Here is a 26,899-nt window from a genome sequence, read left to right as displayed (position 1 = left end):
CATAGCGGCCCCAGCAATTTCAACTTTTGTGCACCAATCCAGGGGCGGTGCTGGCCTCACCTGCTCAGGTCACAAGCCCTCCAGCTCAGCCATCAGGTCGCTGAGCCGGTCGACCTTGTCGTCATCCAGCACACTGCCCTGCAGCCCCTGCACATACACCGCCAGTTCCTCCACCGTGCTGCACTCGAACATCGCCCGCAGCGGCACGTTCAACTGCAACTGCTTCTGCACCCGCGAGGCGATTTGCGTGGCCAGCAGCGAATGCCCGCCCAGCTCGAAGAAGTTGTCGTGCACCCCGACCCGCTCGGCCTTGAGCACATCGGCCCAGATACCGGCCAGTACCTCTTCCAGTTCATTGCGCGGCGCCTGGTAAGCCTGGCTGTGCTGGCCACCGATGTCGATGGCCGGCAGGGCCTTGCGGTCGAGCTTGCCGTTGGCGTTGTGCGGCAGGCTGTCGAACCAGCCCCAGTGCAGTGGGACCATATACTCCGGCAACTCGGCACGCAGGCGCTGCTTTAGCTGTTCCAGCAACGCAGCGTCGGCAGCAACGCCCTGATGCGCCACCAGGTAACCCACCAGGTGCTTGCCATTGGTGCCCTCCTGCACGCCAACGGCAGCGTCGCGGATCTCCGGCTGTTCGTGCAGGCGGGCTTCGATTTCGCCCAGTTCGATGCGGTAACCGCGAATCTTCACCTGATGGTCGATGCGACCGACATACTCAAGCACCCCGTCCTGGCGCTGCCGCGCCAGGTCGCCCGTGCGATACAGGCGTTCGCCCGGTGCACCATGAGGATGGGGAATGAACGCCAGCGCCGTGCGCACCGGGTCGCCGACATAGCCACGGCCCACCCCGGTGCCAGCCACGCACAACTCACCCGTCGCCCCCAGCGGTACCAGCGTCTGGTCCTCGCCGTACAGATACAGGCGGTTGTTGTCGGTTGGCGTGCCGATCGGCAGGTAGCTGCCACGGGTCGAGGCGGCATCGACGCGGAAGAACGCCACGTCATCGGAGCACTCCGCCGGGCCGTAGGCGTTGACCAGGCCGATCTGCGGGTAGCGCTGCAACCACTGCGCCGCCAGCTCCGGAGGCATGGCCTCGCCGGTCGGCAGCATCCAGCGCAGGCCATCGAGGGCCTGGTGATCGTTGGCCAGCATGCCCTGGATCAGCGACGGCACGCTCTCCAGCACGCTGATGCCGGTGGCCTGCACATGCGCCAGCAGGCCGTGCGGGTCATGGGCGATGGCGTTCGGCACGATCTCCACCCTGGCGCCGAACAGCGGCGCGGCAAGGAACTGCCAAACCGAAATGTCGAAGCTCTGCGAAGCCGTCTGGGCAATCACGTCGTGCTCGCCAAGCGCCAGGTACGGCACCTTGCTCAGCTGGTTGTTGAGCATGCCGCGCTGCTCGACCATTACACCCTTCGGCAGGCCAGTGGAGCCTGAGGTGTAGATCACATAGGCGAGGTTATCCGGCCCGCTGTGAATGCCGGGGTTGTGGCTGGCCACCGGGCTGGCCTGGATGTCTTCCCAGATCAGCAGCTGCGGCCGCACCGCTGCCTCCAGCTCGCCCAGCAACTGCCGCCCTTGCCCGGCACAGGCCGCGCTGCACACCAGCACGGGTGTACGGCTTAGCTGGATGATGCTTTGCAGGCGCGCCGCCGGCAGGCCCGGGTCCAGTGGCAGGTAGCCGGCGCCGGCCTTGAAGCTGCCGACGATCATGCCCAGCAGCGGTAGCCCACGCTCGGCCAGCAGTGCCACCGGCTGGTCCACATTCACACCCGCAGCGATCAAGGCATGGCCCAGGCGGTTGGCCGCCAGGTTCAAGCCGGCGTAGTCGTAGGACGCGTCCAGGCACCGGGCCACGGTACGCTGCGGATGTGCGGCCACCTGCGCCTCGAACTGCGCGATGTAGCTCTGTTCCAACGGGTAGGCGCGCGCAGTGTGGTTGCAGTCCTCCAGCAAGAAACGCTGCTCCTCGGCGCCCAGCAACGGCAGCGCGCTCATCTCCCCTTCAAAGCCTTGCACCAGCGCCAGCAGCAGGCGCTTGAACTCGGCCAGCAGGCGCTCGACGGTCGGGTAGTCGAAGTACCTCTGGTCGAACGACAGATGCAGGCCAAGGTCATCGCCCGGGTAGCACACCGCTGTCAGCGGGAAGTTGGTGTGGGTACGGCCCGAGTCGGAGCTGGCATTCAGGTGCTGGGCGTGGTCGAGCACGGCAGTTTCCACCGGCGCGTTCTCGAACACGAACAGGCTGTCGAACAGCGGCTGGCCCTTGGGCAGCTCGCTGCATTCCTGGATCGCCACCAGCGGCAGGTATTCGTACTCACGCAGCTCCATGTTGCGCTCCAGCAGGCCTTGCAACCACTGGCGCACACTGCAGCGCTCACCCGCCACCGGCAATTGCACGCGCAGGGCGACGCTGTTGATGAACAGGCCGACGGTACGCTGCATCTGCGGCATGCTCACCGGGCGCCCGGCCACGGTCACGCCAAAGATCACGTCGCGGTCGCCGCTGTAGCGCGCCAGCACCAGGGCCCAGGCCGCCTGGGCGAAGGTGTTGACGGTGAGCTGGTGGGCCTGGGCCAGTTCACGCAGGCGCACGCCGTCGCTCACCGCCAGGCGGGTGTAACAGTCGCCAACGATCATGCCGCTACCGGCATGGTCGTGGCGCAGCGGGCGGTCGCTGGGGATGGTGGTGGCGCGTTCGAAGCCGGCCAGGTTCGCCTGCCACCAGGCTCGCGCGTCGTCCAGGCCCTGGCGTTGCAGCCAACCAATGTAGTCGCGGTAACGCGGTGGCACCGGCAAGCGGGCCTGGCGCCCCTCGCCGAGGGCCTGGTAGATCTCGAAGAAATCGTTCATCAACAGCGAACGGCACCAGGCATCGATGAGGATGTGGTGGTTGCTCATCATGAACCAGTAGCGCTCGTCGGCCACACGCACCAGGCGCAGGTGGAACGGCGCCTCGCTGAGCAGGGCGAAACCTGCCTCGCGCTCCTGCTTGTGCAGGCCCTGCAGGCGCTGCTCCTGGGCGTCGTCGTCGAGGCCACGCCAGTCCTGGTAGTCCACCGGCGTGTTGCCCGGCTTGTGGATGATCTGCAGCATCGCCTCGCCGGTGTTCCAGCTGAACGATGCGCGTAGCGCTTCGTGGCGCGCCACCACCGCCTGCCACGCCTGGGCGAAGCGTTCGGGGTCGAGCGCGCTGTTGATGCGGTAGCGGTCCTGCATGTAGTAGAGGCCAGTGCCCGGCTCCAGCAGGGTGTGCAGCAGCATGCCCTCCTGCATAGGCGTCAGCGGGTAGACGTCCTCGATCTGTGCTGCCGGTACCGGCAGCGCGTCGATCTGCGCCTGGGTCAGGTGCGCCAGCGGGAAGTCCGAGGGGGTGAAACTGCCGTTGCCATCAGCCAGGCAATGCTCGACCAGCGCCAGCAGCTCCTGGCGGTAGGCTTCGGCCAGGCCGGCGATGGTCCGCTCGTCATAGCGCTCGGTGCTGAAGGTCCAGCGCAGCTGCAGGGCGCCGCCATACACCTGGCCATCGACACTCAACCAGTTGGGCAGCGGCGCATCCAGGTCATGGGCCAGGCCGGCTGGGGCGTCCAGCGGCTGGAGCAGGGCTGTGCTGTCGAACTGCTGGTCGAACTGGCCCAGGTAGTTGAAGGTGATGCGTGCCTGCGGCAGGGCCGCCATCTGCTCGCGCCCTGCCGTATCGGCCAGGTAGCGCAGCACGCCGTAACCCAGGCCTTTGTGCGGTACCTGGCGCAGCTGCTCCTTGATGCGCTTGATCGAACCGGCCCGCGCCGCGTCGTCCTCGCCAGGCAGCGGGCGCAGGCTCAGCGGGTAGGCGTTGGTGAACCAGCCGACGCTGCGGGTCAGGTCCATGTCTTCGAACAGCCCGTCACGGCCATGGCCTTCAAGCTGTACCAGCACTTCTTCATCGCCGCTCCAGCGGCACAAGGCACGCGCCAGCGCGGTCAGCAGCAGATCGTTGACCTGGGTGTGGTAGGCCGCCGGGGCCTGTTGCAGCAACTGCCGGGTCTGCGCCACATCCAGGCCGATGGCCAGGGTACGGGCGTGGCGGTGCAGGTTGCCGCCCTGCGGGTGATCGCATGGCAGTTCGCGGCGCACGCCACCCAACTGGCCCTGCCACCAGCCCAGCTCGTCGCGCAGCGAATCGCTGCCGGCATAGCTGGCCAGGCGTGAGGCCCAGTCGCCCATGGCGTGGGTCTTGGCCGGCAGCGGCTGGCCGCGGTACAGCGCCTGCAGGTCTTCCAGCAGCACGCGCCACGACACGCCATCGACCACCAGGTGATGGATCGCCAGCAACAGGCGCTGGCCGCCCTGCCCGTCATTTACCAGCAAGGCACGCAACAGTGGGCCCTGCTCCAGGTCGAGGCTGCGTTGCAGGTCGGTGTACAGCGGCTGGCAATCGGCGAAATCGGCGACGGTGGCTGTCCACAGCAACTGCCCGGAGGCAGGCGAAGCATATTCGGCCTGCCAGCGGCCCTGGGCCCGGCTGAAGCGCAGGCGCAGGCTGTCGTGGTGCTGCACCAGGGCGGCCAAGGCGCGCTCCAGTACCCCCTCATCCAGCGGCTTGCGCGCCTCCAGCAGAACAGCCTGGTTCCAGTGTTGCGGCTGTGGCACTTCACTGTCGAAGAACCAGTGCTGGATCGGCGTGAGGCCGGCCTGCCCCTGGCGCGGGCCCTGTTCGATGCTGCTGGCGGCTTCGCTGCGCTGAACGATGGCAGCCAGGGTCTGGATGGTCTGATGCTGGAACAGGTCGCGCGGGGTGAACTGCAAGCCGGCCTGACGAGCCCGGCTGACCACCTGGATCGACAGGATCGAGTCGCCGCCCAGTTCGAAGAAGTTGTCCTGCACGCCGACCTGGGCAACGTTGAGCACGTCGCGCCAGATCTGCGCCAGTTGCGCTTGCACCTCGTTGCCAGGCGCCTGGTACTGCTGGCGTGCCTGTTCCAGGTCCGGCAGCGGCAGCGCACGGCGGTCGAGCTTGCCGTTGCCCATCAGTGGCAGGCTGTCGAGCAGCACCAGGTGCGCCGGCACCATGTAGTCCGGCAGGTGCTGGCGGGCTTCGGCTTTTACCGCGTCGCGCAGCAGGCCCTGGGCCTCGCTGTCGGCAGCGGCCTGCCTGCACACCAGATAACCCACCAGTTGCTTGCCGCCCGGCAGGTCGAGGGCCAGTACCACAGCCTCGTCGACATCGGCATGCGCCTGCAGGCGGCTTTCGATTTCGCCCAGCTCGATCCGGAAACCGCGGATTTTCACCTGCTGATCGGCGCGGCCGACGTACTCGACCAGGCCATCGCTGCCCAGGCGCACCAGGTCACCGGTGCGATACAGGCGTCCGCCTTCGCTGCCGAACGGGTCGGCGACGAAGCGCTCGGCGCTGAGGCCCGCGCGGTCGTGGTAGCCCTGGGCCAGGCCGGCACCGCCGACATACAGCTCGCCAATACCGCCTTGCGGCAACAGGGCAAGGTCTTCGTCGAGAATGTAGGCCGTGCGGTTACCGATGACGCGGCCGATCGGCACGCTGCCCAACTCCGCCGGCAGTGTCTGTGGTGCCAGGCAGGCCAGCGGCATGACCACGGTTTCGGTCGGCCCGTAGGCGTTGAAGAACTGCTGCGGCGCGAAAGCCTGGCGGATGCGCTGCAGGTGTTCACCGGTCAGCGCTTCACCACCGGTAATGACCAGGCGCACTGGCAACTGCTCGCCCTGCCCGGCCAGGTACTGCGCCAACTGGCTGCCGTAGCTGGGCGTGAAGCCGAGGATGCTCACCTGCTGCTCGCGCACCAGCTGGCAGATGTCTTCGGCGCCCCACTGCCCCTGGGCGCGCAGCACCACGCGGGCGCCGCACAGCAGCGGCACCCACAGGCGTTCGCTGGCAGCGTCGAAATTGATCGAATAGAAGTGCAGCTCGCAGTCCTCGCTGTGCATGCCGAACGCGTCGATCACCGCCTGGCAATGCATGGCGAACTCGCCGTGGCTGACTACCACGCCCTTGGGCTTGCCGGTGGAGCCAGAGGTGTAGATCAGGTAAGCCTGGTGCTGCGGCAGGTTGAGGTTGTCCAGCGGCGCATCGCTGTAGGCCGACAGGCTGGCGCTGTCGTCCTCCAGGCTCCAACGCGCCACGCCTTCAGGCAACTGCCCCAAGGTTTGCAGTAGCGCGCGCTGGCTGAGCAGCAGGCCGATGCAGCTGTCTTCGATCATGTAGCGCAGGCGGTCGAGTGGGTACTCGGGGTCGAGCGGCACGTAGGCGCCACCGGCCTTGAGGATGGCCAGCAGGCCGACGACCATTTCCAGCGAACGCTCCAGCGCCAGGCCCACGCGCACCTGCGGGCCGACGCCACGCTCGCGCAGGGCGCGGGCCAGGCGGTTGGCCTGCTGGTCGAGTTCGGCATAGGTCATGTGCCGGCCGGCAAAGGTCAACGCGCCAGCGTGTGGCGTGCGCGCAGCCTGCGCGGCGAACAGGCCATGCACGGTCTGGTCGAGAGCGAAATCCAGCTCGCCCTGCAACTGGCCCGCCAGCACCTGCTGCTCGGCGCCGCTCAGCATCGGCAGCTCGCACAGGCGCTGGTGCGGGTTGTCGAGCATGCCGGCCAGCAGTTGCTGCCAGTGCTCGGCCATGCGTGCGATACGTGGTTCGTCGAACAGGTCGCGGCTGTAGGTCAGGCAGCAACCCAGGCGGCCGTCGAGGTCGGTCACCTCCAGGTACAGGTCGAACTTGGTGGCGCTGGCGTCGTTGACCAGGTAATCCACCTGCATGCCGGCAAGTTGACGGCTTTGCTGGAAGGCCCAGCGCTGCACGTTGCACATCACCTGGAACAGCGGGTTATAGGTGCTGCTGCGCGGTGGCTGCAGGGCTTCCACCAACTGGTCGAACGGCAGGTCCTGGTGGGACTGGCCTTCGATGGCAGCCTGCCGTACCTGCTCCAGCAACAGTGCGGCGGTCATCTGGCCGTCCAGCTCGCAACGCAGCACCTGGGTGTTGAGGAACGCGCCAATCAGCCCTTCGCTTTCCGGGCGGATGCGGTTGGCCACCGGCGCGCCAATGCGCAAGTCACGCTGGCCGCTGTAGCGGTGCAGCATGGCGGCCAGGGTGGCAGTCATGGTCATGAACAACGTCAGGCCGCGCTGGCTGTTGAAGGCATGTACGCGGGCAACCAGCGCCGGGTCGAGCTCGAAGCGGTACAGCCCGCCACGGTAGCTCTGCACTGCCGGGCGCGGGCGGTCGGCAGGCAGCGCCAGTACCGGATGCTCATCGCCCAGGCGGGCCTGCCAGTAGGCCAGCTGTCGTGCACCCTCGCCGCTTTCCAGCCATTGCCGTTGCCACACGCTGTATTCCAGGTACTGCACCGGCAGCGGCGCCAGCGGCGATTCGCGGTCATCGACGAAGGCCTCGTACAGCTCGCCCAGTTCGCGGGCGAAGATGTCCATGGCCCAGCCTTCGGTGACGATATGGTGCAGGGTCAGCACGAAGAAATGCTCGCGCTCTTGGGCTTTGACCAGACAGGCACGCAGCAACGGACCGCGCTCCAGGTCGAACGGCTGGTGCGCCTGGTCGTCGGCCAGTTGTTGCAGGCGTTGCTGGCGGGCATCGGTGGGCAAGGCGCTGAAGTCCTGCCAATCGAGGTGCAGGCTGCTGTCTTCGGCTACGCACTGATACGGCACACCATCGATGCTTGGGAAGGTGGTGCGCAGGGTTTCATGCCGTACCACCAGCGCCTGCAGCGCACGCTCGAAGGCATCCACATGCAGGGTGCCGCGCAGGCGCGCCATGCCGCCGACGTTGTACGCCGGGCTACCTGGCTCCATTTGCCAGAGGAACCACATGCGCTGCTGCGAGTACGACAGCGGCACCGCCTGGCGGCGGTCGACGCGGGCGATTGCACCTTGCAGGTTGCGCTCACCGGCAGCGCGGATACGCGCGATCTCGGCACAGAAGGCGCCCAGCTCGCTGGCTTCGAACAAGGCCTTGAGCGGCAGCTCGACATCGCAGGCCTGGCGTGTGCGCGAAACAATTTGAGTGGCCAGCAGCGAATGGCCACCGAGGGCGAAGAAGTCGTCCTGCAGGCCAACGCGCGGCAGGTTCAGCACCTCACGCCAGATGGCAGCGACCTGCTGCTGCAACCCGGTTTGCGGCTCGACGTGCTCCCGCTGCTGCCACACCGGGGCCGGCAACGCCTTGCGATCGACCTTGCCGCTGGGGCCCAGTGGCATCTGCGTCAACGGGATAAGTTGTGCCGGCACCATGTAGGTCGGTAGTTGTTCAGCCAGCACCGTCAGCAATGCATCAGGCTGGGCGCTGCCACTGTAGTAGCCGACCAGTTGCGCGCCGATGGCATCCCTGTGAATCAGCACCAGTGCCTGTTCGACCCCAGCTTGCGCCAGCAGGCAGGCCTGGACTTCCTCGGGTTCGACACGGAAGCCACGCACCTTGACCTGCTGGTCGAGGCGGCCAAGGTACTCCAGCGCCTCGGTCTGTACCTGCCAGCGGGCGCGGTCGCCACTGCGGTAAAGGCGCTCGCCATTGCCGTCGGCGCGGGGCACGAAACGTTCGGCGGTGAGCCCCGGACGCCCCAGATAGCCACGGGCCAGGCCGGCACCGCCGAGGTACAACTCGCCCGGTACACCGGGGGCGGTCAGCTCCAGTTCGTCGTCCAGCACTCGGCACAGCACATTGCCCAGCGGGCGGCCGATCGGCGAGCGTTCGCCATCGGTGGCCTGGCAGTGCCAGTGGGTGACGTTGATGGCGGTTTCGGTCGGGCCATAGCGGTTGTGCAGTTGCACCTGTGGCAGCACCTGCAGCACGCGGTCACGCAGCGCAGCGGACAGCGCTTCGCCACCGGAGAACAGCCGGCGCAGGCTGCTGCAGGCACCCGCCTGCGGCTCCTGGACGAACACCTGCAACAGCGGCGGCACGAAGTGCAGCGTGGTCACGCCATGGGCCTGCACCAACGCGGCGATGCGCTGCGGGTCGCGGTGCTCGCCAGGGCCGGCGAGCACCAGCTTGCAACCAGTCACCAGTGGCCAGAAGCATTCCCACACCGAAACGTCGAAGCTGATCGGCGCCTTCTGCATCAGCACGTCGCTGTCGTCCAGCGCATAGCTGGCCTGCATCCATTGCAGGCGCTCGGCCAGTGCCGCATGAGTATTGCCCACGCCCTTGGGCTGGCCGGTGGAACCGGAGGTGTAGATCACATAGGCCAGGTTGTCGCCATGCAGGTGCAGGCCAGGGGCATGGCTTGGCCAGCTGTCCAGGTGCAGCTGGTCGAGGGCGATGGCGCTGACGCCGTCAACCTGTGGCAGCTTGCCCAGCAGGGTGCTGTGGCTCAGCAGCAGGCCTGCGTTGCAGTCGGCGAGCATGTAGGCCAGGCGCTCGGCCGGGTAATCGACGTCCAGCGGCACATAGGCACCACCGGCCTTGAGAATGGCCAGCAGGCCAACCAGCAGCTGCGGCGAACGCTCGACGGCGATGGCCACGCAAGTGTCGGGGCCCACGCCTTTGTCACGCAGGTAGTGGGCCAGACGGTTGGCTTGCTGGTGCAACTCGGCGTAATCCAGGCTGCCACCGTCCCACACCAGGGCGGTACGCTGCGGGGTCAGGCATGCCTGGTCATTGAGCTGCTCGACCAGCAGGCGCTGGGGCGCCGCAGCGGGTGCCTCGCCCCAGCTCAGTAATTGCGCGCGGCCAGGCTCGTCGAGCAATTGCACCTCGCCCAACGCCCGCTGCGGCCTGGCGCACACCTGCTCGAGCAGGGCCAGCAGGTGTTGGGCCAGGCGCTTGATGGTGCTGGTATCGAACAGTTCGGCGGCATAGTCGAAGGCCAGGCTCAGGCGGCCCTGGTGGTCTTCTTCACTGTGCAACTGCAAGTCGAACTTGGCTTCACGGCTGTGCCAAGGCAGCTCTTCGGCGAGCAGGCCCGGCAAGCGGCGCAGGGCGGACAGGTCACGTTGCTGGTGGTTGAACATGACCTGGAACAGACCTTGCTCGCGAGCCTCGGGCAAGGCTTCGAGCAGTTGCTCGAACGGCAGATCCTGGTTGGCCTGGGCATCCAGGGTGGCCTGGCGCACCTGGGCCAGCAACTGGTCGAACGGCAGGCGGCCATCGAGTTGCGCACGCAGCACCTGGGTGTTGATGAAGAAGCCAACCATGCCTTGGGTTTCAAGGCGCGGGCGGTTGGCGTTGGGCACGCCGACACGGATATCTGCCTGCCCACTGTAGCGATGCAGCAGCGCCTGCCAGCCGGCCAGCAGCACCATGAACAGGCTGGCCTGCTGTTCGCGGGCCAGGCCCTTGAGTGCTTCGGTTAGCCTGGCCGGTACCTTGAGATTGAAGCGGACGGCGCGGTGGTCGCGCTGGCTGGTGCGCGGGTGGTCGGTGCACAGGTCGAGCACCGGCAGTTCATCCCCCAGACACTCCTTCCAGTGCTGCAGTTGGCGCTCGGCTTCGCCTGCGGCCAGCCACTGTCGCTGCCAGGTACCGTAGTCGGCATAACCCAGGGTCAGCGGTGCCAGGTTGGCCTCGATGCCCTGGCAATGGGCGGCGTACAGTTTGGCGAATTCGTCGAGCAGGATGTTCAGCGACCAGCCGTCGGCGACGATATGGTGCAGGGTCACCCACAGTTGATGGTGTTCATCGTCCAGACGCGCCAGCGTCACGCGCAGCAACGGCCCCCGGGTCAGGTCGAACGGCTGGCGAGCTTCGGTTTCACGTTGGGCGGCGACCTGTTCGGCGGCCTGGCCTTCGAGGTCCAGGCGGCGAAGCTCGAACGGCTGCTGCGCCTGGATGCGCTGCAGGGCTTGGCCGTTCTCTTCGGCAAACAGGGTACGCAGCGATTCATGGCGCGCCACCAGCGCCTGGAAGGCCGCTTCCAGTGCGTTTTCGTCCAGCTCGCCGCGCAACTGCAGGCCAGCCGGAATGTTGTAGGCCGCCGACTGCGGGTCCAATTGCCATAGCAGCCACAGGCGGTTTTGCGCCAGCGACTGGGGCAGCGCCTGGGTGCGCTCCAGAGTAGCGATGGCGCCGACCCGGCCACCGCCTTCGGCGATGATCGCGGCCACGGCCTTGGCGTAGTCAGCCAGTATCGGCGCCTCGAATAGGGTGCGCAGGCCCAGCTCGATGCCCAGTTCCTCGGCCAGGCGTGCAGTGGCGTGGGTGGCGGCGATGGAGTTGCCGCCCAGCAGCAGGAAGTGGTCGTCTGCCGCCACCGCCTCGACCTTGAGGATGTCGCGCCACACCCCGGCGATGCGCACCTGCAGCTCACCGCCGGCGGCATCCGCGGCAACGGGCTCGCCCACCTCAGGGAAGCGGGCGTAGCAGTCCAGGCTGCCATCGTCCATGCGCAGGCGGCAGGCCGAACGCTGCAGCTTGCCGCTGGAGGTCTTGGGCAGCGCCCCCGGGTTCAGCAGCAGGACAACGGCCGGGGCCTGGCGGCAGGCGTCGGCGATCACCTGGCGCAGGGTCCTGATCAGTTCCCGGGGCTTGATCGCCTTCTGCACGTTGCGGCTGACTTCCACCGCCACGCCAATGCCCTCCTCGCCTTGCTGCTCGACGGCGAACACTGCCACGCGGCCTTTGCGCAGCACATCCACTTCGCGCTCGAGGGTCTTTTCCAGGTCCTGCGGGTACAGGTTCTGCCCACGCACGATCAGCATGTCCTTCAGGCGCCCGGTGACGAACACTTCGCCTTGGCGCATGAAGCCCAGGTCGCCGGTACGCAGCCAGGTCTGGCCGTCCATCTCGACGAAGGTGCGAGCGCTGGCCTCGGGGTTGCGCCAGTAGCCCTGCGCGATGCTCGGGCCACCGGCCCAGATCTCGCCCACCTGGTTGTCGCCCAGCACCTGCAGGCTTTTTGGTTCGACAATGCGCACGGCATGCCCGGGCTGCGGGTAGCCACAGCTCATCAGCACACTGCCCTTGCCAGGTTCGGCACGGTTGGCGGCGAAGGCTTCGGCGTCCAGCTCCAGCGCGGCGATACCCTGGCCACGGCGGCTGCCGCTGACGAACAGGGTCGCCTCGGCCAGGCCGTAACTGGCGAAGAAGCTCTGCGGGTCGAAGCCGCAGGCCTGAAACTTGTGGGCAAAGGCCGCCAGGCTGTCCTGGCGGATCGGCTCGGAGCCCGAATAGGCCACCCGCCAGCGGCTTAGGTCGAGCCCGGCCAGGGAGGCCTCGCTGACCCGCTCGCTGCACAGCCGGTAGGCGAAGTCGGGGCCGCCGCTGATGGTGCCGCCGTATTCGCTGATGGCCTGCAACCAGCGCAGCGGCCGGGCCAGGAAGTAGCCCGGCGACATCAGTACGCAGGGCACACCGCTGAAGATCGGCTGCAACAGGCCGCCGATCAGGCCCATGTCGTGGTACAGCGGTAGCCAGCTGACGATCACGTCGTCGGGGTTGAGGTCGATGCCAAAGCCTTGGCGGATCAGTTGTTCGTTGGCCACCAGGTTGCCATGGCTGACCTGCACGCCCTTGGGCAGCGCGGTGGAGCCAGAGGTGTACTGCAGGAAGGCGATATCATCACCCTTGAGCGCGGGCTCGCGCCAGTTTGCAGCCAGTGCCAGGTCCAGACCATCCACCGCCAGCAATTCAGGGGCGTTGGCTGCCGTCAGGGCCTCCAGGCCCTGCAGGCTGTCGTGCAGGGCCGCGACGGTCAGCAGCAGGCGCGGCTCGGCGTCGTCGATGATCGACAGCAAGCGCTGCTGGTGGTGCGGGCGCGCGGACTCCGGTGGGTAGGCCGGCACCGCAATCACGCCGGCGTACAGGCAGCCGAAGAATGCCGCCACATAGTCAGGCCCGCTGGGGAACAACAGCACCGCGCGGTCGCCGAAGCCAGCACGGGTTTGCAAGGCAGCAGCGATGGTGCGCGCACGCTGATCGAGGTCCCGGTAGCTGAGCACGGCCTGCTCGCCGGGAGCGTCGGCCAGAAAGCGCAAGGCGACTTTGTCCGGGGTCTGCACGGCGCGTTGCGCCAGGGCCTGGACCAGCGAGAGCGGGAGTTCGAAGGCGTCCGTCATGGGGTGTTCCTGCCAGTGTCTGGTTGGGTCGGGCCGGCTGCTGCACGAACGTGGGCGCAGCGGCATGTGGCGGCCTGAGGTGTACACAGGGGAACGGATGGGCGGGGGGAGAAATTAGCGGCGGTGAGGCTTTGGGGCGCGTGAGGGTTGCCAGGTGTTTGCCATGAGAGATGTTGCGCCTGTGAGACCGAGCGCTGCCCGGGCAGCGCTCGATCTCCCAGGCGATGAAAACGCCCTGACATGCACCCAGCCACCCTCACGCCTTAGAACTGAAATCACATGAAACCAATTACATTTCGCATTTGACAATCATTATCATTCTGAATAGCTTGTCGCCCGTCGTAGGAAGCTTCCCAAATTTGGGTGCGTCCTTTCCCCTCTGTGACAAGGTGATTTCCATGGCGGAACAACTATCCACAAGTAAGTGCGATTCACCATTACTGCAGGCCTTCGTCGACAACCGCAGCATCCTGGTCAAGATCGCTGCCCGCATCACCGGCTGCCGGTCGCGCGCCGAAGATGTGGTGCAGGACGCCTTTTTCCGGCTCAGCGCCGCCCCGCAGATCACCTCGTCGTTCAAGGCGCAGCTGAGCTATCTGTTCCAGATCGTGCGCAACCTGGCCATCGACCACTATCGCAAGCAGGCGATGGAGTTGAAGTACTCCGGCAGCGAGGAGGAAGGCCTGAACGTGGTTGTGCAAAACGCCTCCCCCGAAGCCACCCACATCAACCTTGCCGCGCTGGATGACATTGCCAAGGCGCTGAACGAACTGCCCCAGCGCACCCGCTATGCCTTCGAGATGTACCGCCTGCATGGCGTGCCGCAGAAGGACATTGCCAAGGAGCTGGGAGTGTCGCCGACACTGGTCAACTTCATGATCCGCGATGCGCTGGTGCATTGCCGCAAGACGGCCAGTCGGCAGGCCTGATCAGGCCGAGTCTGCTTCTTCGCGGGCGCGCCCGCGAAGAAGCCACCTCGATATCAAGCCAGTTTGCAGCGATCGAAAAACCGCTCCCGCCCCAGAATCATCAACGCCGCGCGCTTGTGCGGGAAGTCGAATTCCTTGTCGCAATGGAAGCACTGGTCGTGCATGTAGCCGATCATCTTGCCGTTGTCGGCACGCGGTTCGGCCACCACCCGCTGGGTGCGCGGGTCATCCAGGAACAGGTAGTGCACCAGCGCCGATAACCAGCTGGCCACCTTGTGCGGCCCGCGGTGGCTCTCTTCCCCTACCAGCATGTGGATGCCACGGTCGTAGTCATCGGCCGGGTAGAACGGCGCAATGCGGTCTTCCTTGGCCCAATACGCTTCAAAGTAGGCAAACGGCTGGTCATCGAAGCAGCCGATCAGCGTCAGGGCATGCGGGTCGGCCTCGAGCTTGCCCAGGTATTCGCGGTGCTGCGCCAGGGTGCCAGCCTCCTGCCAGAACGCCTCCACCCGTGGGTTGTTCTGCCAGCGGTTGAAGCGCTCCAGGTCATGCTCGATTTCCAAGGTACGCAGCGATACCCAGCTGCCCAGGCGCGTATCGAAGCGCCGGTACACCTCGCCACGAGGCTTGGGCGCGCGGCGTGGGTGGCGCTTGCCGTTGCTGATCTGCATCTGCTGCGGGTAAGCCAAGCTGGCTGATTCACCCAGCCATGGCTGCGGCAACTGCCAGAACAGCGCCCGCTCGCACAGGTATTGGCCAGGCTGCTCGCCGGCCAGCAGCAAGCCACTGGTCAATGCCTGGGGCAACGCCTCGGGCAGGTACCAGGCCAGGCGCTGGCAGGCGGCGTCGCGGGCCAGCAGCCAATAACAGGCGGCCCACAAGGCCTGATAGGGGCGCTCGGGGCACAGCCGCTCCAGGTGAACATGCAGGGAAGCGCCCACCTCCAGGCGCAACTGGATCAGCGGGCGGCCTTCGAGGGAAAGGCTCAGCCAGCTGTCGCCCTCCTCGGCACTGAGGCTGCGCCAGCGTGGCGCTGACCGGGGCTGCAAAGCGTTATCGAACGGCATGGGCTTTACTCACGGCAATGAAGAAAAGGCTCACTGCTGTGAACGTTGCCGCACCACGGGAATTTACTCGCGTGGGGCCGCCACCGTGATGCGGTAGGGCTCGAAGATGCGCGCCAGCTCGCCACTGTCGCGCAGGGCCCGCAGCAGCGCCGCGAACGACTGCTCGCCGATGGGCGCCCCCGGGCGCAACAAGGCGTAGTGATGGTAGACCTGGTCAATGCGTTGCGAGGGCACCAACCGCTCCCGGCTGGCCGGGTTGCGTGCCAGGAAATCGCTGAGGTAGGAACGCGTGACCAGGGCGATGTCGGCGCGCCCTGCCTGTACCATCAGCAGGTTGCTGTCGTGGGAGTAGGTCAGGGTCGCGTTGTAGGCGGTGCGCAGGTATTCAGGGTCGGAGTTGAAGCCGGCGAACGCATAGTGATAACCATTGAACAACGCCAGGCGCTTGCCGTTCAGGTCGTCGAAGTAATGCGGGTCACCGCCATTGGCTTGGCGAGCGACGAACACCTCGGCATCTTCCAGGCCCATGTCCACGGTCTTGTGGGGAATCTGCTGCCAGCCCCATTGCGGGTTCTCGAAAATGGCCATGTCGGTACGGCCTTGCTGGAAGTCGCCGAAACGCCGCTGAATGGACGTGGGTACCAGAACGAAACGGTAGTGCTGCTGCGCGCGGTTGAGCGCGTCGACCAACTGCGGCAGAAGACCGGTGTCGGCACCCTGCTCCGGGCGCACGGTGTAGGGCGGAAAATGCGCCGCGCCAATCTTCACTTCAACAGTACTTGCCGCCCATGCCGGCACCGCCAGCCAGAACACGGCCAGCAGCATCAGGGAAGACAAGGCCTTGAGGCCGGGCGCTGGAGTCAAGACGGACACTCATCACGGTTCATGCCTGGGTTCGCCTAAGCTAGGCGTTTTCGGGGCCGGGCACAACTGCCGGTTAATGGCCCTTTGCGCCAAAGCTGCGGGCAAATTGCCAGGGGGTGCCGGATGCCCTGAGTTTGGCTACGCTCTAGCAGGATCTGCAAGGGAGCCTGATATGGGCCACTGGTTGGTGATCGACCTGGAAGCCACCACCGACGATGGTGGGTGGCCGGTCACAGAGATGGAAGTCATTGAAATCGGCGCAAGCCTGGTTACCCGCGACGGCCGCGAGGTCGACCACTTCCAGCGCTTCGTGAAGCCCCGGCGGCGGCCGCAGCTGACCCCATTCTGCCGTGAACTGACCCACATCAGCCAGGCCAGCGTGGACAGTGCCGCGCCGTTCCGCGAGGTGTGGGCAAGCTTCGAGCACTGGCTCGGGCACCACCGCGGGCAGCTTCAGGCCTGGGTCAGCTGGGGCGACTACGACCGCCAGCAGTTGCACCAGGAGTGGCAGCAGCATGGGCTGGACAGCATGCTGCGGACCCTGCCGCACATCAACCTCAAGCAACGCTTCGCCAAGGCCCGCCACCTGCAGCGCCCTGCCGGGCTCAATGGTGCACTGCAGCTGGCCGGCATGCACTTTTGCGGGCAGCAGCACCGGGCCCTGGAAGATGCGCGCAATACTGCGCGGCTGCTGCCGTTGAGCCTGCCGGTGGACGCTACCTGAAAGCAGATGACGGGGCCCGTGGCCTTGGGCATACTGGCCAGCCCTTTTTTCCTCCCCCCTTTTCAGGAGTCGCCCATGTTCCAGGTCAACGAGTACTTCAACGGCACCGTCAAGTCGATCGCATTCGCGGGCGAAGAAGGCCCGGCCACTGTCGGCGTGATGGCCCCGGGCGAATACGAGTTCGGCACTGCCAAGCGCGAGATCATGCACGTGGTTTCGGGTGCGCTGACCGTGAAGCTGCCAGGTAGCGACAACTGGGAAACCTTCAAGGCCGGTGACAAGTTCAATGTGGCCGCCGACAGCAAGTTCCAGCTGAAGGTGGCGGTGGATACTGCCTACCTGTGCGAGTACCGTGACTAAGCGGTAGCCTGTACCGGCCTCTTCGCGGGCATGCCCGCTCCTACAGGTTCACTACAAGCTGCGGGCCTGGCAGTACCTGTGGGAGCGGGCAAGCCCGCGAAGAATCCAGCACTAGTCTTTTAGGAAAGCTGCAACCTTCTCAGCCGCCGCCTGCAAATGCTGCTCATGGCTGAACCCCGAGGCCTTCAGCGGCTTCAGGTCATGGTCCCCTGCCAACAGCCAGCTCACTTCGATCGCCGGCGATAACGCATACCCTGCCACCGCCTCGCGGTTACCCAGCGCATCTCGCTCACCCTGCACGATCAACGTCGGCGTCTTCAATTCGGCCAGGTGCTCGATCCGTGGCTTCTCCGGCTTGCCCACCGCATAGAACGGATAGCCCAGGCACACCAATCCATCCGCCCCCAGCTCATCGGCCAGCAGGCTGGCCATGCGCCCGCCCATGGACTTGCCACCCACCGCCAGCTTGCCCGCGACCAAAGGTCGCACCTGCCGGTACACCTCGCGCCAGCATTCCAGCAATACCTTCTGCGGGTTCGGCGGCCGCTTGCCGCCGGTAACCCTGCGTTCGGCCATGTACGGGAATTCGAAGCGCACTACCGCCACCCCAAGCGCCGCAAGCCTTTGCGCCATTTCGTCCATGAACCCGCTGTCCATCGGCGCACCTGCGCCATGCGCCAGGATCAGGCAGCCCCTGTAGCCGTCCTTGCCCCGAGCGTGCGGGGGATTGCAGCGCAAGCCTGGGACATTTCCGACCTTCGCCCATTGATCCCCGTCAATACCGGCACATTGCCCATTAATCATGCTTGCCTCGCTGTAAAGCCTGCCAAATAACCGTGGATGGGAACCCATACATGAACACAACCAGCAGTACCGCCTATAACTACAAGGTGGTCCGCCAATTCGCCATCATGACGGTGGTGTGGGGAATCGTCGGGATGGGGCTCGGCGTCTTCATCGCCGCCCAGCTCGCCTGGCCTTCCCTCAACTTCGACCTCCCCTGGACCAGCTTCGGCCGCCTGCGCCCCCTGCATACCAATGCGGTGATCTTCGCCTTCGGCGGCTGTGCGCTGTTCGCCACCTCCTATTATTCGGTGCAACGCACCTGCCAGACCACCCTGTTCGCACCGGGCCTGGCCGCGTTCACCTTCTGGGGCTGGCAACTGGTGATCCTGCTGGCGGCCATCAGCCTGCCGCTGGGCTACACCAGCTCCAAGGAATACGCCGAACTGGAATGGCCGATCGACATCCTTATCACCATCGTCTGGGTGAGCTACGCCATCGTGTTCTTCGGCACGCTGATGAAGCGCAACACCAAGCACATCTACGTCGGTAACTGGTTCTTCGGCGGCTTCATCCTCACCGTGGCGATGCTGCACGTCGTCAACAACCTGGAACTGCCGGTCAGCCTGACCAAGTCCTACTCGGTCTATGCCGGCGCCACCGATGCCATGGTGCAGTGGTGGTACGGCCACAACGCCGTGGGCTTCTTCCTGACCGCGGGCTTCCTGGGGATGATGTACTACTACGTGCCCAAGCAGGCCGAACGCCCGGTGTATTCCTATCGCCTGTCGATCGTGCACTTCTGGGCGCTGATCACCCTGTACATCTGGGCCGGCCCGCACCACCTGCACTACACCGCGCTGCCCGACTGGGCGCAGTCGCTGGGCATGGTGATGTCGCTGATCCTGCTGGCACCAAGCTGGGGCGGCATGATCAACGGCATGATGACCCTGTCCGGCGCCTGGCACAAACTGCGCAGCGACCCGATCCTGCGCTTCCTGGTGGTGTCACTGGCGTTCTACGGAATGTCCACCTTCGAAGGCCCGATGATGGCCATCAAGACGGTCAACGCCCTGTCCCACTACACCGACTGGACCATCGGCCACGTGCACGCCGGCGCCCTCGGCTGGGTGGCGATGATTTCGATTGGTGCGTTGTACCACACCATCCCGAAAGTGTTCGGCAAGGAGCGCATGTACAGCATCGGCCTGATCAACGCCCACTTCTGGCTGGCCACCATCGGCACCGTGCTTTACATCGCCTCGATGTGGGTCAATGGCATCGCCCAGGGCCTGATGTGGCGCGCGGTCAACAGCGACGGCACGCTCACTTACTCATTCGTGGAAACCCTGGTGGCCAGCCACCCAGGCTTCATCGTGCGCTTCGTCGGCGGTGCGATCTTCCTCAGCGGCATGTTCCTGATGGCCTGGAACACCTGGCGCACCGTGCGTTCGCCGGCGCTCGATGTCGCCCCTGCGAACGCCCAGCTGGCTTGAGGAGACCTGCCTGATGAAACATGAAGTCATCGAGAAAAACGTCGGCCTGCTGGCCCTGCTGATGGTATTTGCCGTCAGTATCGGCGGCCTGACCCAGATCGTCCCGCTGTTCTTCCAGGACGTCACCAACAAGCCGGTGGAGGGCATGAAGCCCTACACCGCGCTGCAACTGGAAGGCCGCGATATCTACATCCGCGAAGGCTGCGTGGGCTGCCATTCGCAGATGATCCGCCCGTTCCGTGCCGAAACCGAGCGCTATGGCCACTACTCGGTGGCAGGTGAAAGCGTATGGGACCACCCGTTCCTGTGGGGCTCCAAGCGCACCGGGCCGGACCTGGCCCGGGTCGGTGGCCGCTACTCGGACGACTGGCACCGTGCGCACCTGTACAACCCGCGCAACGTGGTACCGGAGTCGAAGATGCCGTCGTACCCATGGCTGGTCGCCCAGCAGGTCGACAACAGCCATACCGACACCAAGATGCGCACCCTGCGCACCTTGGGCGTGCCGTACACCGACGATGACATCGCCGGCGCCCGCGACGCGGTCAAGGGCAAGACCGAAATGGACGCCTTGGTCGCCTACCTGCAGGTGCTCGGCACCGCGATCAAGAACAAGAGGTGAATGCGATGGGAATGGACATCGGCATGATTCGCGGCCTGGGCACCCTTGTGGTGATGATCGCCTTCATCGGCCTCACCCTGTGGGTATTCAATCGCCGCCGCGACCGTGATTTCGCCGAAGCGCGCCTGCTGCCCTTCGTCGACGACCGCCTGCCCTCTGCCGGACAGGAACCTGCTGCAAAAAGGAGTAACGGGCAATGACCACCTTCTGGAGTACGTACATCTGCGTACTGACCATCGGTAGCCTGATTGGCCTGACCTGGCTGCTGCTCGCCACCCGCAAGGGCCAGAGCAGCAACACCACCGACCAGACCATGGGCCACAGCTTCGACGGCATCGAGGAATACGACAACCCGCTGCCCAAGTGGTGGTTCTGGCTGTTCGTCGGCACCCTGGTGTTCTCGGTCGGCTACCTTATCCTCTACCCGGGCCTGGGCAACTGGAAGGGCATCCTGCCGGGCTATGAAAATGGCTGGACCGGCGCCAACGAATGGCAGAAGGAGATGGAGAAGGCTGACGCAAGATTCGGCCCGATCTTTGCCAAGTACGCCGCCATGCCCGTGGAAGAAGTGGCCAAAGATCCGCAGGCGCTGAAAATGGGCAGCCGCCTGTTCGCCTCCAACTGCTCGGTGTGCCATGGCTCGGATGCCAAGGGTGCCTATGGCTTCCCCAACCTCACCGACAAGGACTGGCGCTGGGGCGGCGAGGCGGAAACCATCAAGGCGTCGATCATGAACGGTCGTCACGGCGTGATGCCAGCCTGGGCCGAAGTGATCGGCGAGCAGGGTGTAGCGGATGTGGCCGCGTTCGTGCTCACCAACCTCGATGGCCGCCCGCTGCCGGAAGGGGTCAAGGCCGACGCCGCCAAGGGCAAGGAAATCTTCGCCGGCAATTGCGTGGCCTGCCACGGGCCTGAAGGCAAGGGCACCCCGGCCATGGGCGCGCCAGACCTGACCCACCCGCAGGCGTTCATCTACGGTTCGAGCTTTGCCCAGCTGCAGCAGACCATTCGCTATGGTCGCCAGGGTCAGATGCCGGCGCAGGCGGAGATCCAGGGCAACGACAAGGTGCACCTGCTGGCGGCGTACGTGTATAGCCTGTCGCAGGATCAAGCTTCGCCAGACCTGACTGCCAAGTAACACCCATTCGCGGGCTCGCCCGCTCCCACAGGTTAACCACAGATTTCAAGTATTGTGGTGAACCTGTGGGAGCGGGCAAGCCCGCGAAGGGCTGCAAAGCAGCCCCTCTCCCCGCTCTACCCCTCCTTGCACCCCCTCCGAACAGAACTAAGCTTGTTGCCTCAGTGGGCTTCGCTCCGAAAGGACCGAAGCAGACGCGGCGCGCAGCCTGTCGCCGTCCCGATAAAAAGCTTGACCGATCGATCAGAAAAAGGCGAAAAACGGTACACATAACAAATATTTATTTGTGTACAATCGCCAAGACCCGATTACTGCGGGACATCAGTGAACGGGCTCGGGCACGGGTCGGCGTACCAAAGTTGCGTTGCGGTAACCTCGGTGGTTATCAATACTGGCGCCGATTTTTCGACCAACAAGAACATCAAAACCGTGGAACCTTAGCAATGAGCACAGCAATCAGTCCGACTGCTTATAACTATAAGGTCGTCCGCCAGTTCGCCATCATGACGGTGGTCTGGGGGATCCTTGGCATGGGCCTCGGCGTCTTCATCGCCTCGCAGCTGGTATGGCCGCAACTGAACCTGGACCTGCCCTGGACCAGCTTCGGCCGCCTGCGCCCGCTGCACACCAACCTGGTGATCTTCGCCTTCGGGGGCTGTGCGCTGTTCGGCACCAGCTACTACGTGGTGCAACGCACCTGCCAGACCCGGCTGATTTCCGACAGCATGGCCGCCTTCACCTTCTGGGGTTGGCAGGCGGTGATCGTCGGGGCGCTGATCACCCTGCCGATGGGCTATACCACCACCAAGGAATACGCCGAGCTCGAGTGGCCGCTGGCGATCCTGCTGGCCATCGTCTGGGTCACCTACGGGCTGGTGTTCTTCGGCACCATCGTCAAGCGCAAGACCAAGCACATCTATGTCGGCAACTGGTTCTACGGCGCCTTCATCGTGGTTACGGCGATGCTGCACATCGTCAACCACATATCGCTGCCGGTAAGCCTGTTCAAGTCGTACTCGGCCTACTCCGGCGCCACCGACGCTATGATTCAGTGGTGGTACGGCCACAACGCCGTGGGCTTCTTCCTCACCACCGGTTTTCTGGGGATGATGTACTACTTCGTACCCAAGCAGGCCGAACGCCCGATCTACTCGTATCGCCTGTCGATCGTGCACTTCTGGGCGCTGATCACCCTGTACATCTGGGCCGGCCCGCACCACCTGCACTACACTGCCCTGCCTGACTGGGCACAGTCGCTGGGCATGGTGATGTCGATCATCCTGCTGGCGCCAAGCTGGGGCGGCATGATCAACGGCATGATGACCCTGTCCGGTGCCTGGCACAAACTGCGCACCGACCCGATCCTGCGCTTCCTGGTGGTATCGCTGGCGTTCTACGGCATGTCCACCTTCGAAGGCCCGATGATGGCCATCAAGACCGTGAACTCGCTGTCTCACTACACCGACTGGACCATCGGCCACGTCCACGCCGGCGCCCTCGGCTGGGTGGCGATGATCTCGATCGGCGCCGTGTACCACATGATCCCGCGCCTGTATGGCCGCGAGCAGATGCACAGCGTAGGCCTGATCAACGCGCACTTCTGGCTGGCTACCATCGGTACCGTGCTGTACATCGCCTCGATGTGGGTAAACGGCATCACCCAGGGCCTGATGTGGCGCGCCATCAACGATGACGGCACCCTCACCTACTCCTTCGTCGAAGCCCTGCAGGCCAGCCATCCTGGCTATATCGTCCGCGCCCTGGGCGGTGCGTTCTTCGCCACCGGCATGCTGCTGATGGCCTACAACGTGTTCCGTACCGTACGTGCCGCCAACCCGGCACAGGCCGAGGAAGCCGCCAAGATCGTCGTAGTGGGAGCGCACTGATGAAGCATGAAGCCGTCGAGAAGAACATAGGCCTGCTGGCCTTCTTCATGGTCATCGCCGTGAGCGTCGGTGGCCTGACCCAGATCGTCCCGCTGTTTTTCCAGGACGTCACCAACAAACCCGTGGAAGGCATGAAGCCGCGCACCGCGCTGGAACTTGAAGGCCGCGATATCTACATCCGCGAAGGCTGCGTGGGCTGCCACTCGCAGATGATCCGCCCGTTCCGTGCCGAAACCGAACGCTACGGCCATTACTCGGTGGCCGGCGAGAGCGTGTGGGACCACCCGTTCCTGTGGGGTTCCAAGCGCACCGGGCCGGACCTGGCGCGGGTCGGTGGCCGCTACTCCGATGACTGGCACCGTGCGCACCTGTACAACCCGCGCAACGTCGTACCGGAATCGAAGATGCCGTCGTACCCGTGGCTGGTCGAGAACAAGCTCGACGGCAAAGACACCGCGAAGAAGATGGAAGTGCTGCGCACCCTCGGCGTGCCGTACACCGACGCCGACATCGCCGGGGCCCGCGACGCGGTCAAGGGCAAGACCGAAATGGACGCCATCGTCGCGTACCTGCAGGGTCTTGGCACCATCATCAAGAGCAAACGGTGACGCTGATGGATATCGGGATGATTCGCGGCCTGGGCACCGTCGTGGTGATGGTGGCCTTCGTGGGCCTGGCGCTGTGGGTATTCAACCCCCGGCGCAAGAAGGACTTCGACGAAGCGACCCAACTGCCCTTCGCGGATGACCCCGAAGCCAGCCGGCACGTCGAGCAAGCAAAAGCTTCTGGGAGCAAAAAACAATGACAACCTTCTGGAGTCTGTACGTTACCGTCCTGACCCTGGGCACCATCTTCTCGTTGACCTGGCTGCTGCTGTCGACCCGCAAGGGCCAGCGCGAAGAGGTCACCGACGAAACCGTCGGGCATGCCTTCGATGGCATCGAGGAGTACGACAACCCGCTGCCGAAATGGTGGTTCTGGCTGTTCGTCGGCACCATCGTCTTCGCCCTCGGCTACCTGGTGCTGTACCCAGGCCTGGGCAACTGGAAAGGCGTCCTGCCGGGCTACTCGTACCTGGATAACGACAAGCAGACCGAGTTTTCCAACGGCCAGCCGGGCTGGACCGGCGTGCACGAATGGGAAAAGGAAATGGCCAAGGCCGACGCCCGCTTCGGGCCGATCTTCGCCAAGTTCGCCGCCATGCCCATCACCGAGGTGGCCAAGGACCCACAGGCACTGAAGATGGGCGCGCGGCTGTTCGCTTCCAACTGCTCGGTGTGCCACGGCTCCGACGCCAAGGGTGCCTTCGGCTTCCCCAACCTCACCGACAACGACTGGCGCTGGGGCGGCGAGCCAGACACCATCAAGACCACCATCATGGGCGGTCGCCACGGCGTGATGCCGGCCTGGGCCGAAGTGATCGGTGACCAGGGCGTGGCCGATGTGGCCGCATTCGTGGTCAGCAAGCTCGATGGCCGCACCCTGCCAGAGGGCGTGAAGGCCGATGCCGAGAACGGGCAAAAGATCTTCGCCGCCAACTGCGTGGCCTGCCACGGGCCAGAGGGCAAGGGTACGCCAGCCATGGGCGCGCCGAACCTGACCCATCCGCAGGCGTTCATCTACGGTTCGAGCTTTGCCCAGTTGCAGCAGACCATCCGCTACGGTCGCCAGGGGCAGATGCCGGCCCAGGAGCAGTTGCAGGGGAATGACAAGGTGCACTTGCTGGCGGCGTATGTTTACAGCCTGTCGCAGCAGGCCGAACCGGCCAAGGCCGAGTAAGGCAGGCCCGGCCTCTTCGCGGGTGAACCCGCGAAGAGGCCGGTACTGAAAACACATTTGTTGCAGGCTCCATGACCTGGATCAATTGACACCCGCCATAACACGATTCGTGCCACGAACCCAACGCGACTAAAGGTCGCAGTGCAGCCCCATACTGCCATCAGCGGCGTATCATGGGCCGCAGAGCGCTAGCAGATTGCGCGAGACTGCGGCCGGCACGCACTGGCTGCGGCGTTTCTCCACTGCCGTGGGACTTGATGATGAGCAAGCAAATTCCGGTACATGATGTGACCCCGCCTGCCAACAAAGGGAAGGATTCCGTCGACCTCTACGCCTCCCGGGAAAAGATCTACACCCGTGCCTTCACCGGCCTGTTCCGACGCCTGCGCATGGTCGGTGGGGCTGTGTTGTTTTTGTTGTACTTCGGCACCGTGTGGTTGAACTGGGGCGGCCACCAGGCCGTGTGGTGGAACCTGCCCGAGCGCAAGTTCTACATCTTCGGCGCTACCATCTGGCCGCAAGACTTCATCCTGCTTTCGGGCATTCTCATCGTGGCCGCATTCGGCCTGTTCTTCATCACCGTGTTCGCCGGCCGGGTGTGGTGCGGCTACACCTGCCCGCAAAGCGTGTGGACCTGGATTTTCATGTGGTGCGAAAAGGTCACCGAAGGCGACCGCAACCAGCGCATGAAGCTCGACAAGGCCCCCATGAGCGGCAACAAGTTCCTGCGCAAGTTCGCCAAGCACAGCCTGTGGCTGCTGATCGGTTTCGTCACCGGCATGACCTTCGTCGGCTACTTCTCGCCGATCCGTGAACTGGCCACCGAATTCTTTACCGGCCAGGCCGACGGCTGGGCCTACTTCTGGGTCGGCTTCTTCACGCTCGCCACCTACGGCAACGCCGGCTGGCTGCGCGAGCAGGTGTGCGTGTACATGTGCCCCTACGCGCGCTTCCAGAGCGTGATGTTCGACAAGGACACGCTGATCGTTTCCTACGACCCGCGCCGTGGCGAAACCCGCGGCCCGCGCAAAAAGGACCTGGACTACAAGGCCGCGGGCCTGGGCGACTGCATCGACTGCACCATGTGCGTGCAGGTCTGCCCCACCGGCATCGACATCCGTGACGGCCTCCAGATCGAGTGCATCGGCTGCGCTGCGTGCATCGACGCCTGCGACAACATCATGGACAAGATGAACTACCCCAGGGGGCTGATCAGCTACACCACCGAACACAACCTTTCCGGGCAGAAGACCCACCTGCTGCGCCCGCGCCTGATCGGCTATGCCGTGGTACTGCTGGTGATGATGGTCGGCTTGGCCACCGCTTTTGCCACCCGCTCGCTGGTCGGTTTCGATGTGAGCAAGGACCGCGTGCTGTACCGCGAGAACGCCCAGGGCCGAATCGAGAACGTGTACAGCCTGAAGGTGATGAACAAGGACCAGCGTGACCACGTCTACGTGCTGGACGCCACCGGCCTGCCGGACCTGAAGCTTGAAGGCCAGCGCGAAATCCGCGTGGACGCTGGTGACATCGTCAGCCTGCCGGTGCAACTGTCGATCGCGCCCGAGAAACTGCCGTCGACCACCAACGAAATCACCTTCATCCTCAAGAGCGCCGATGACAGCGACGCCCAGGTTGAAGCCAAGAGCCGCTTCATCGGCCCACAGATCCGCTGAGAGAGATAACCCACAATGCCTGCCACCGCCGCCAGCCCCTGGTACAAGCACCTCTGGCCCTGGATCATCATCGGCATCCTCGCCACCTCGGTGTGCCTGAGCCTGACCATGGTCAGCATCGCCGTGCACAACCCGGACAACCTGGTGAACGACAACTACTACGAGGCTGGCAAGGGCATCAACCGCTCGCTGGACCGGGAACTGCTGGCGCAGACGCTGGGCCTGAAGGCCGGCGTGCACCTGGACGAACTGACCGGCGAAGTGGATGTGCGCCTGGCCGGCGACAGCGACCCGCAGAGCCTGGAGCTGAACCTGATCTCGCCAACCCAGCCGGAGAAAGACCGCAAGGTGCTGCTGAGCCGGGTCGAGGCTGGGCGCTATGTGGGGCAGCTGGAGGACAAGGTTGACGGGCGGCGCTTCGTCGAGCTGCTGGGTAGCGAAGGTGGCCAGGTTTGGCGCCTGTTCGAGGAGGAAAAGGTGGAGCATGGTGTGACCTTGCAGCTGGGTGATGAAGCGCTCCAGGGGGCCGAGCACCAATAACGCACCTCCGCC

17 protein-coding genes are annotated in these 26,899 nt (G+C 64.9%); 13 read left to right on the top strand and 4 right to left on the bottom strand.

What is annotated here, in order from left to right; genetic code table 11:
- Positions 1–69 precede the first annotated feature (69 nt).
- Positions 70–13,023: a non-ribosomal peptide synthetase gene (locus CAF92_RS15145; protein WP_085601252.1), complete on the bottom strand. Its 12,954-nt coding sequence runs from the start codon at positions 13,021–13,023 to the stop codon at positions 70–72.
- Positions 13,024–13,421: 398 nt separating this feature from the next.
- Between CAF92_RS15145 and CAF92_RS15140 the strand changes: the two genes are divergently transcribed.
- Positions 13,422–13,952: an RNA polymerase factor sigma-70 gene (locus CAF92_RS15140; RefSeq protein ID WP_046615064.1), complete on the top strand. Its 531-nt coding sequence runs from the start codon at positions 13,422–13,424 to the stop codon at positions 13,950–13,952.
- 53 nt (positions 13,953–14,005) lie between these two features.
- Here CAF92_RS15140 and CAF92_RS15135 read toward each other — a convergent pair whose 3' ends face one another.
- Entirely contained in the window at positions 14,006–15,019 is a 1,014-nt protein-coding gene (locus tag CAF92_RS15135; RefSeq protein ID WP_085601251.1) for a GNAT family N-acetyltransferase, read from the bottom strand.
- Between the two features lie 63 nt (positions 15,020–15,082).
- Positions 15,083–15,883 (bottom strand): ABC transporter substrate-binding protein, encoded by an 801-nt coding sequence (locus tag CAF92_RS15130; RefSeq protein WP_046615062.1) that lies wholly within the window; start codon positions 15,881–15,883, stop codon positions 15,083–15,085.
- A gap of 172 nt (positions 15,884–16,055) precedes the next feature.
- On the opposite strand from CAF92_RS15130, the gene CAF92_RS15125 reads away from it, so the two are divergent.
- On the top strand, positions 16,056–16,607 hold the full coding sequence (locus tag CAF92_RS15125) for an exonuclease domain-containing protein (RefSeq protein WP_046615061.1): 552 nt from the start codon (positions 16,056–16,058) through the stop codon (positions 16,605–16,607).
- Positions 16,608–16,682: 75 nt separating this feature from the next.
- Positions 16,683–16,967, top strand: coding sequence for a pyrimidine/purine nucleoside phosphorylase (locus tag CAF92_RS15120; protein ID WP_043203870.1), 285 nt, complete (start codon positions 16,683–16,685; stop codon positions 16,965–16,967).
- A 111-nt stretch (positions 16,968–17,078) separates the two neighbouring features.
- Here the strand turns inward: CAF92_RS15120 and CAF92_RS15115 are convergent, their stop codons facing one another.
- On the bottom strand, positions 17,079–17,771 hold the full coding sequence (locus tag CAF92_RS15115; RefSeq protein ID WP_085601250.1) for an alpha/beta family hydrolase: 693 nt from the start codon (positions 17,769–17,771) through the stop codon (positions 17,079–17,081).
- 50 nt (positions 17,772–17,821) lie between these two features.
- Here CAF92_RS15115 and ccoN (CAF92_RS15110) point away from each other — a divergent pair, with 50 nt between their 5' ends.
- From ccoN (CAF92_RS15110) to CAF92_RS15060, 10 genes are all read left to right on the top strand, one after another.
- Positions 17,822–19,246, top strand: a complete 1,425-nt coding sequence (gene ccoN / locus CAF92_RS15110; RefSeq protein ID WP_013973491.1) for a cytochrome-c oxidase, cbb3-type subunit I — start codon at positions 17,822–17,824, stop codon at positions 19,244–19,246.
- A 13-nt stretch (positions 19,247–19,259) separates the two neighbouring features.
- On the top strand, positions 19,260–19,868 hold the full coding sequence (gene ccoO, locus CAF92_RS15105; RefSeq protein WP_013973492.1) for a cytochrome-c oxidase, cbb3-type subunit II: 609 nt from the start codon (positions 19,260–19,262) through the stop codon (positions 19,866–19,868).
- A gap of 5 nt (positions 19,869–19,873) precedes the next feature.
- Positions 19,874–20,068 (top strand): cbb3-type cytochrome c oxidase subunit 3, encoded by a 195-nt coding sequence (locus CAF92_RS15100; RefSeq protein WP_023661030.1) that lies wholly within the window; start codon positions 19,874–19,876, stop codon positions 20,066–20,068.
- Complete coding sequence (gene ccoP / locus CAF92_RS15095) at positions 20,065–21,006, top strand: cytochrome-c oxidase, cbb3-type subunit III (RefSeq protein ID WP_085601249.1); 942 nt, start codon at positions 20,065–20,067, stop codon at positions 21,004–21,006. Before CAF92_RS15100 ends, ccoP (CAF92_RS15095) begins: the two co-directional genes overlap by 4 nt.
- 443 nt (positions 21,007–21,449) lie before the next feature.
- Complete coding sequence (gene ccoN, locus CAF92_RS15085) at positions 21,450–22,892, top strand: cytochrome-c oxidase, cbb3-type subunit I (RefSeq protein WP_015271137.1); 1,443 nt, start codon at positions 21,450–21,452, stop codon at positions 22,890–22,892.
- On the top strand, positions 22,892–23,500 hold the full coding sequence (ccoO, locus tag CAF92_RS15080) for a cytochrome-c oxidase, cbb3-type subunit II (RefSeq protein WP_023381407.1): 609 nt from the start codon (positions 22,892–22,894) through the stop codon (positions 23,498–23,500). The genes ccoN (CAF92_RS15085) and ccoO (CAF92_RS15080) overlap by 1 nt, the downstream gene beginning before the upstream one ends.
- A gap of 5 nt (positions 23,501–23,505) precedes the next feature.
- The gene (locus CAF92_RS15075; RefSeq protein ID WP_003259925.1) at positions 23,506–23,697 is read left to right on the top strand and encodes a CcoQ/FixQ family Cbb3-type cytochrome c oxidase assembly chaperone; all 192 of its coding nucleotides are present in this window, start codon (positions 23,506–23,508) and stop codon (positions 23,695–23,697) included.
- Complete coding sequence (ccoP, locus tag CAF92_RS15070) at positions 23,694–24,671, top strand: cytochrome-c oxidase, cbb3-type subunit III (protein WP_046615057.1); 978 nt, start codon at positions 23,694–23,696, stop codon at positions 24,669–24,671. Before CAF92_RS15075 ends, ccoP (CAF92_RS15070) begins: the two co-directional genes overlap by 4 nt.
- Positions 24,672–24,931: 260 nt before the next feature.
- Positions 24,932–26,347 carry a cytochrome c oxidase accessory protein CcoG gene (ccoG, locus tag CAF92_RS15065; protein ID WP_046615056.1) on the top strand — a complete coding sequence of 472 codons (1,416 nt, stop codon included), beginning with the start codon at positions 24,932–24,934 and terminating at the stop codon, positions 26,345–26,347.
- Between the two features lie 15 nt (positions 26,348–26,362).
- Positions 26,363–26,887 carry a FixH family protein gene (locus CAF92_RS15060; RefSeq protein ID WP_046615055.1) on the top strand — a complete coding sequence of 175 codons (525 nt, stop codon included), beginning with the start codon at positions 26,363–26,365 and terminating at the stop codon, positions 26,885–26,887.
- Positions 26,888–26,899 lie beyond the last annotated feature (12 nt).

Source organism: Pseudomonas sp. B10(2017), from assembly GCF_002113295.1.
In the GTDB taxonomy this organism is placed as follows: Bacteria; Pseudomonadota; Gammaproteobacteria; order Pseudomonadales; family Pseudomonadaceae; genus Aquipseudomonas; species Aquipseudomonas pudica.
This window is presented reverse-complemented; position numbering and strand designations above follow the sequence as displayed.

Coding starts and splice junctions, on each gene's coding strand:
- ccoP (WP_085601249.1), top strand. CDS start 20,065: ATGACCACCTTCTGGAGTACGTACATCTGCGTACTGACCATCGGTAGC.
- CAF92_RS15125 (WP_046615061.1), top strand. CDS start 16,056: ATGGGCCACTGGTTGGTGATCGACCTGGAAGCCACCACCGACGATGGT.
- ccoN (WP_013973491.1), top strand. CDS start 17,822: ATGAACACAACCAGCAGTACCGCCTATAACTACAAGGTGGTCCGCCAA.
- CAF92_RS15115 (WP_085601250.1), bottom strand. CDS start 17,771: ATGATTAATGGGCAATGTGCCGGTATTGACGGGGATCAATGGGCGAAG.
- ccoO (WP_013973492.1), top strand. CDS start 19,260: ATGAAACATGAAGTCATCGAGAAAAACGTCGGCCTGCTGGCCCTGCTG.
- ccoP (WP_046615057.1), top strand. CDS start 23,694: ATGACAACCTTCTGGAGTCTGTACGTTACCGTCCTGACCCTGGGCACC.
- CAF92_RS15100 (WP_023661030.1), top strand. CDS start 19,874: ATGGGAATGGACATCGGCATGATTCGCGGCCTGGGCACCCTTGTGGTG.
- CAF92_RS15140 (WP_046615064.1), top strand. CDS start 13,422: ATGGCGGAACAACTATCCACAAGTAAGTGCGATTCACCATTACTGCAG.
- CAF92_RS15145 (WP_085601252.1), bottom strand. CDS start 13,023: ATGACGGACGCCTTCGAACTCCCGCTCTCGCTGGTCCAGGCCCTGGCG.
- CAF92_RS15120 (WP_043203870.1), top strand. CDS start 16,683: ATGTTCCAGGTCAACGAGTACTTCAACGGCACCGTCAAGTCGATCGCA.
- ccoO (WP_023381407.1), top strand. CDS start 22,892: ATGAAGCATGAAGCCGTCGAGAAGAACATAGGCCTGCTGGCCTTCTTC.
- CAF92_RS15060 (WP_046615055.1), top strand. CDS start 26,363: ATGCCTGCCACCGCCGCCAGCCCCTGGTACAAGCACCTCTGGCCCTGG.
- CAF92_RS15135 (WP_085601251.1), bottom strand. CDS start 15,019: ATGCCGTTCGATAACGCTTTGCAGCCCCGGTCAGCGCCACGCTGGCGC.
- ccoG (WP_046615056.1), top strand. CDS start 24,932: ATGAGCAAGCAAATTCCGGTACATGATGTGACCCCGCCTGCCAACAAA.
- ccoN (WP_015271137.1), top strand. CDS start 21,450: ATGAGCACAGCAATCAGTCCGACTGCTTATAACTATAAGGTCGTCCGC.
- CAF92_RS15075 (WP_003259925.1), top strand. CDS start 23,506: ATGGATATCGGGATGATTCGCGGCCTGGGCACCGTCGTGGTGATGGTG.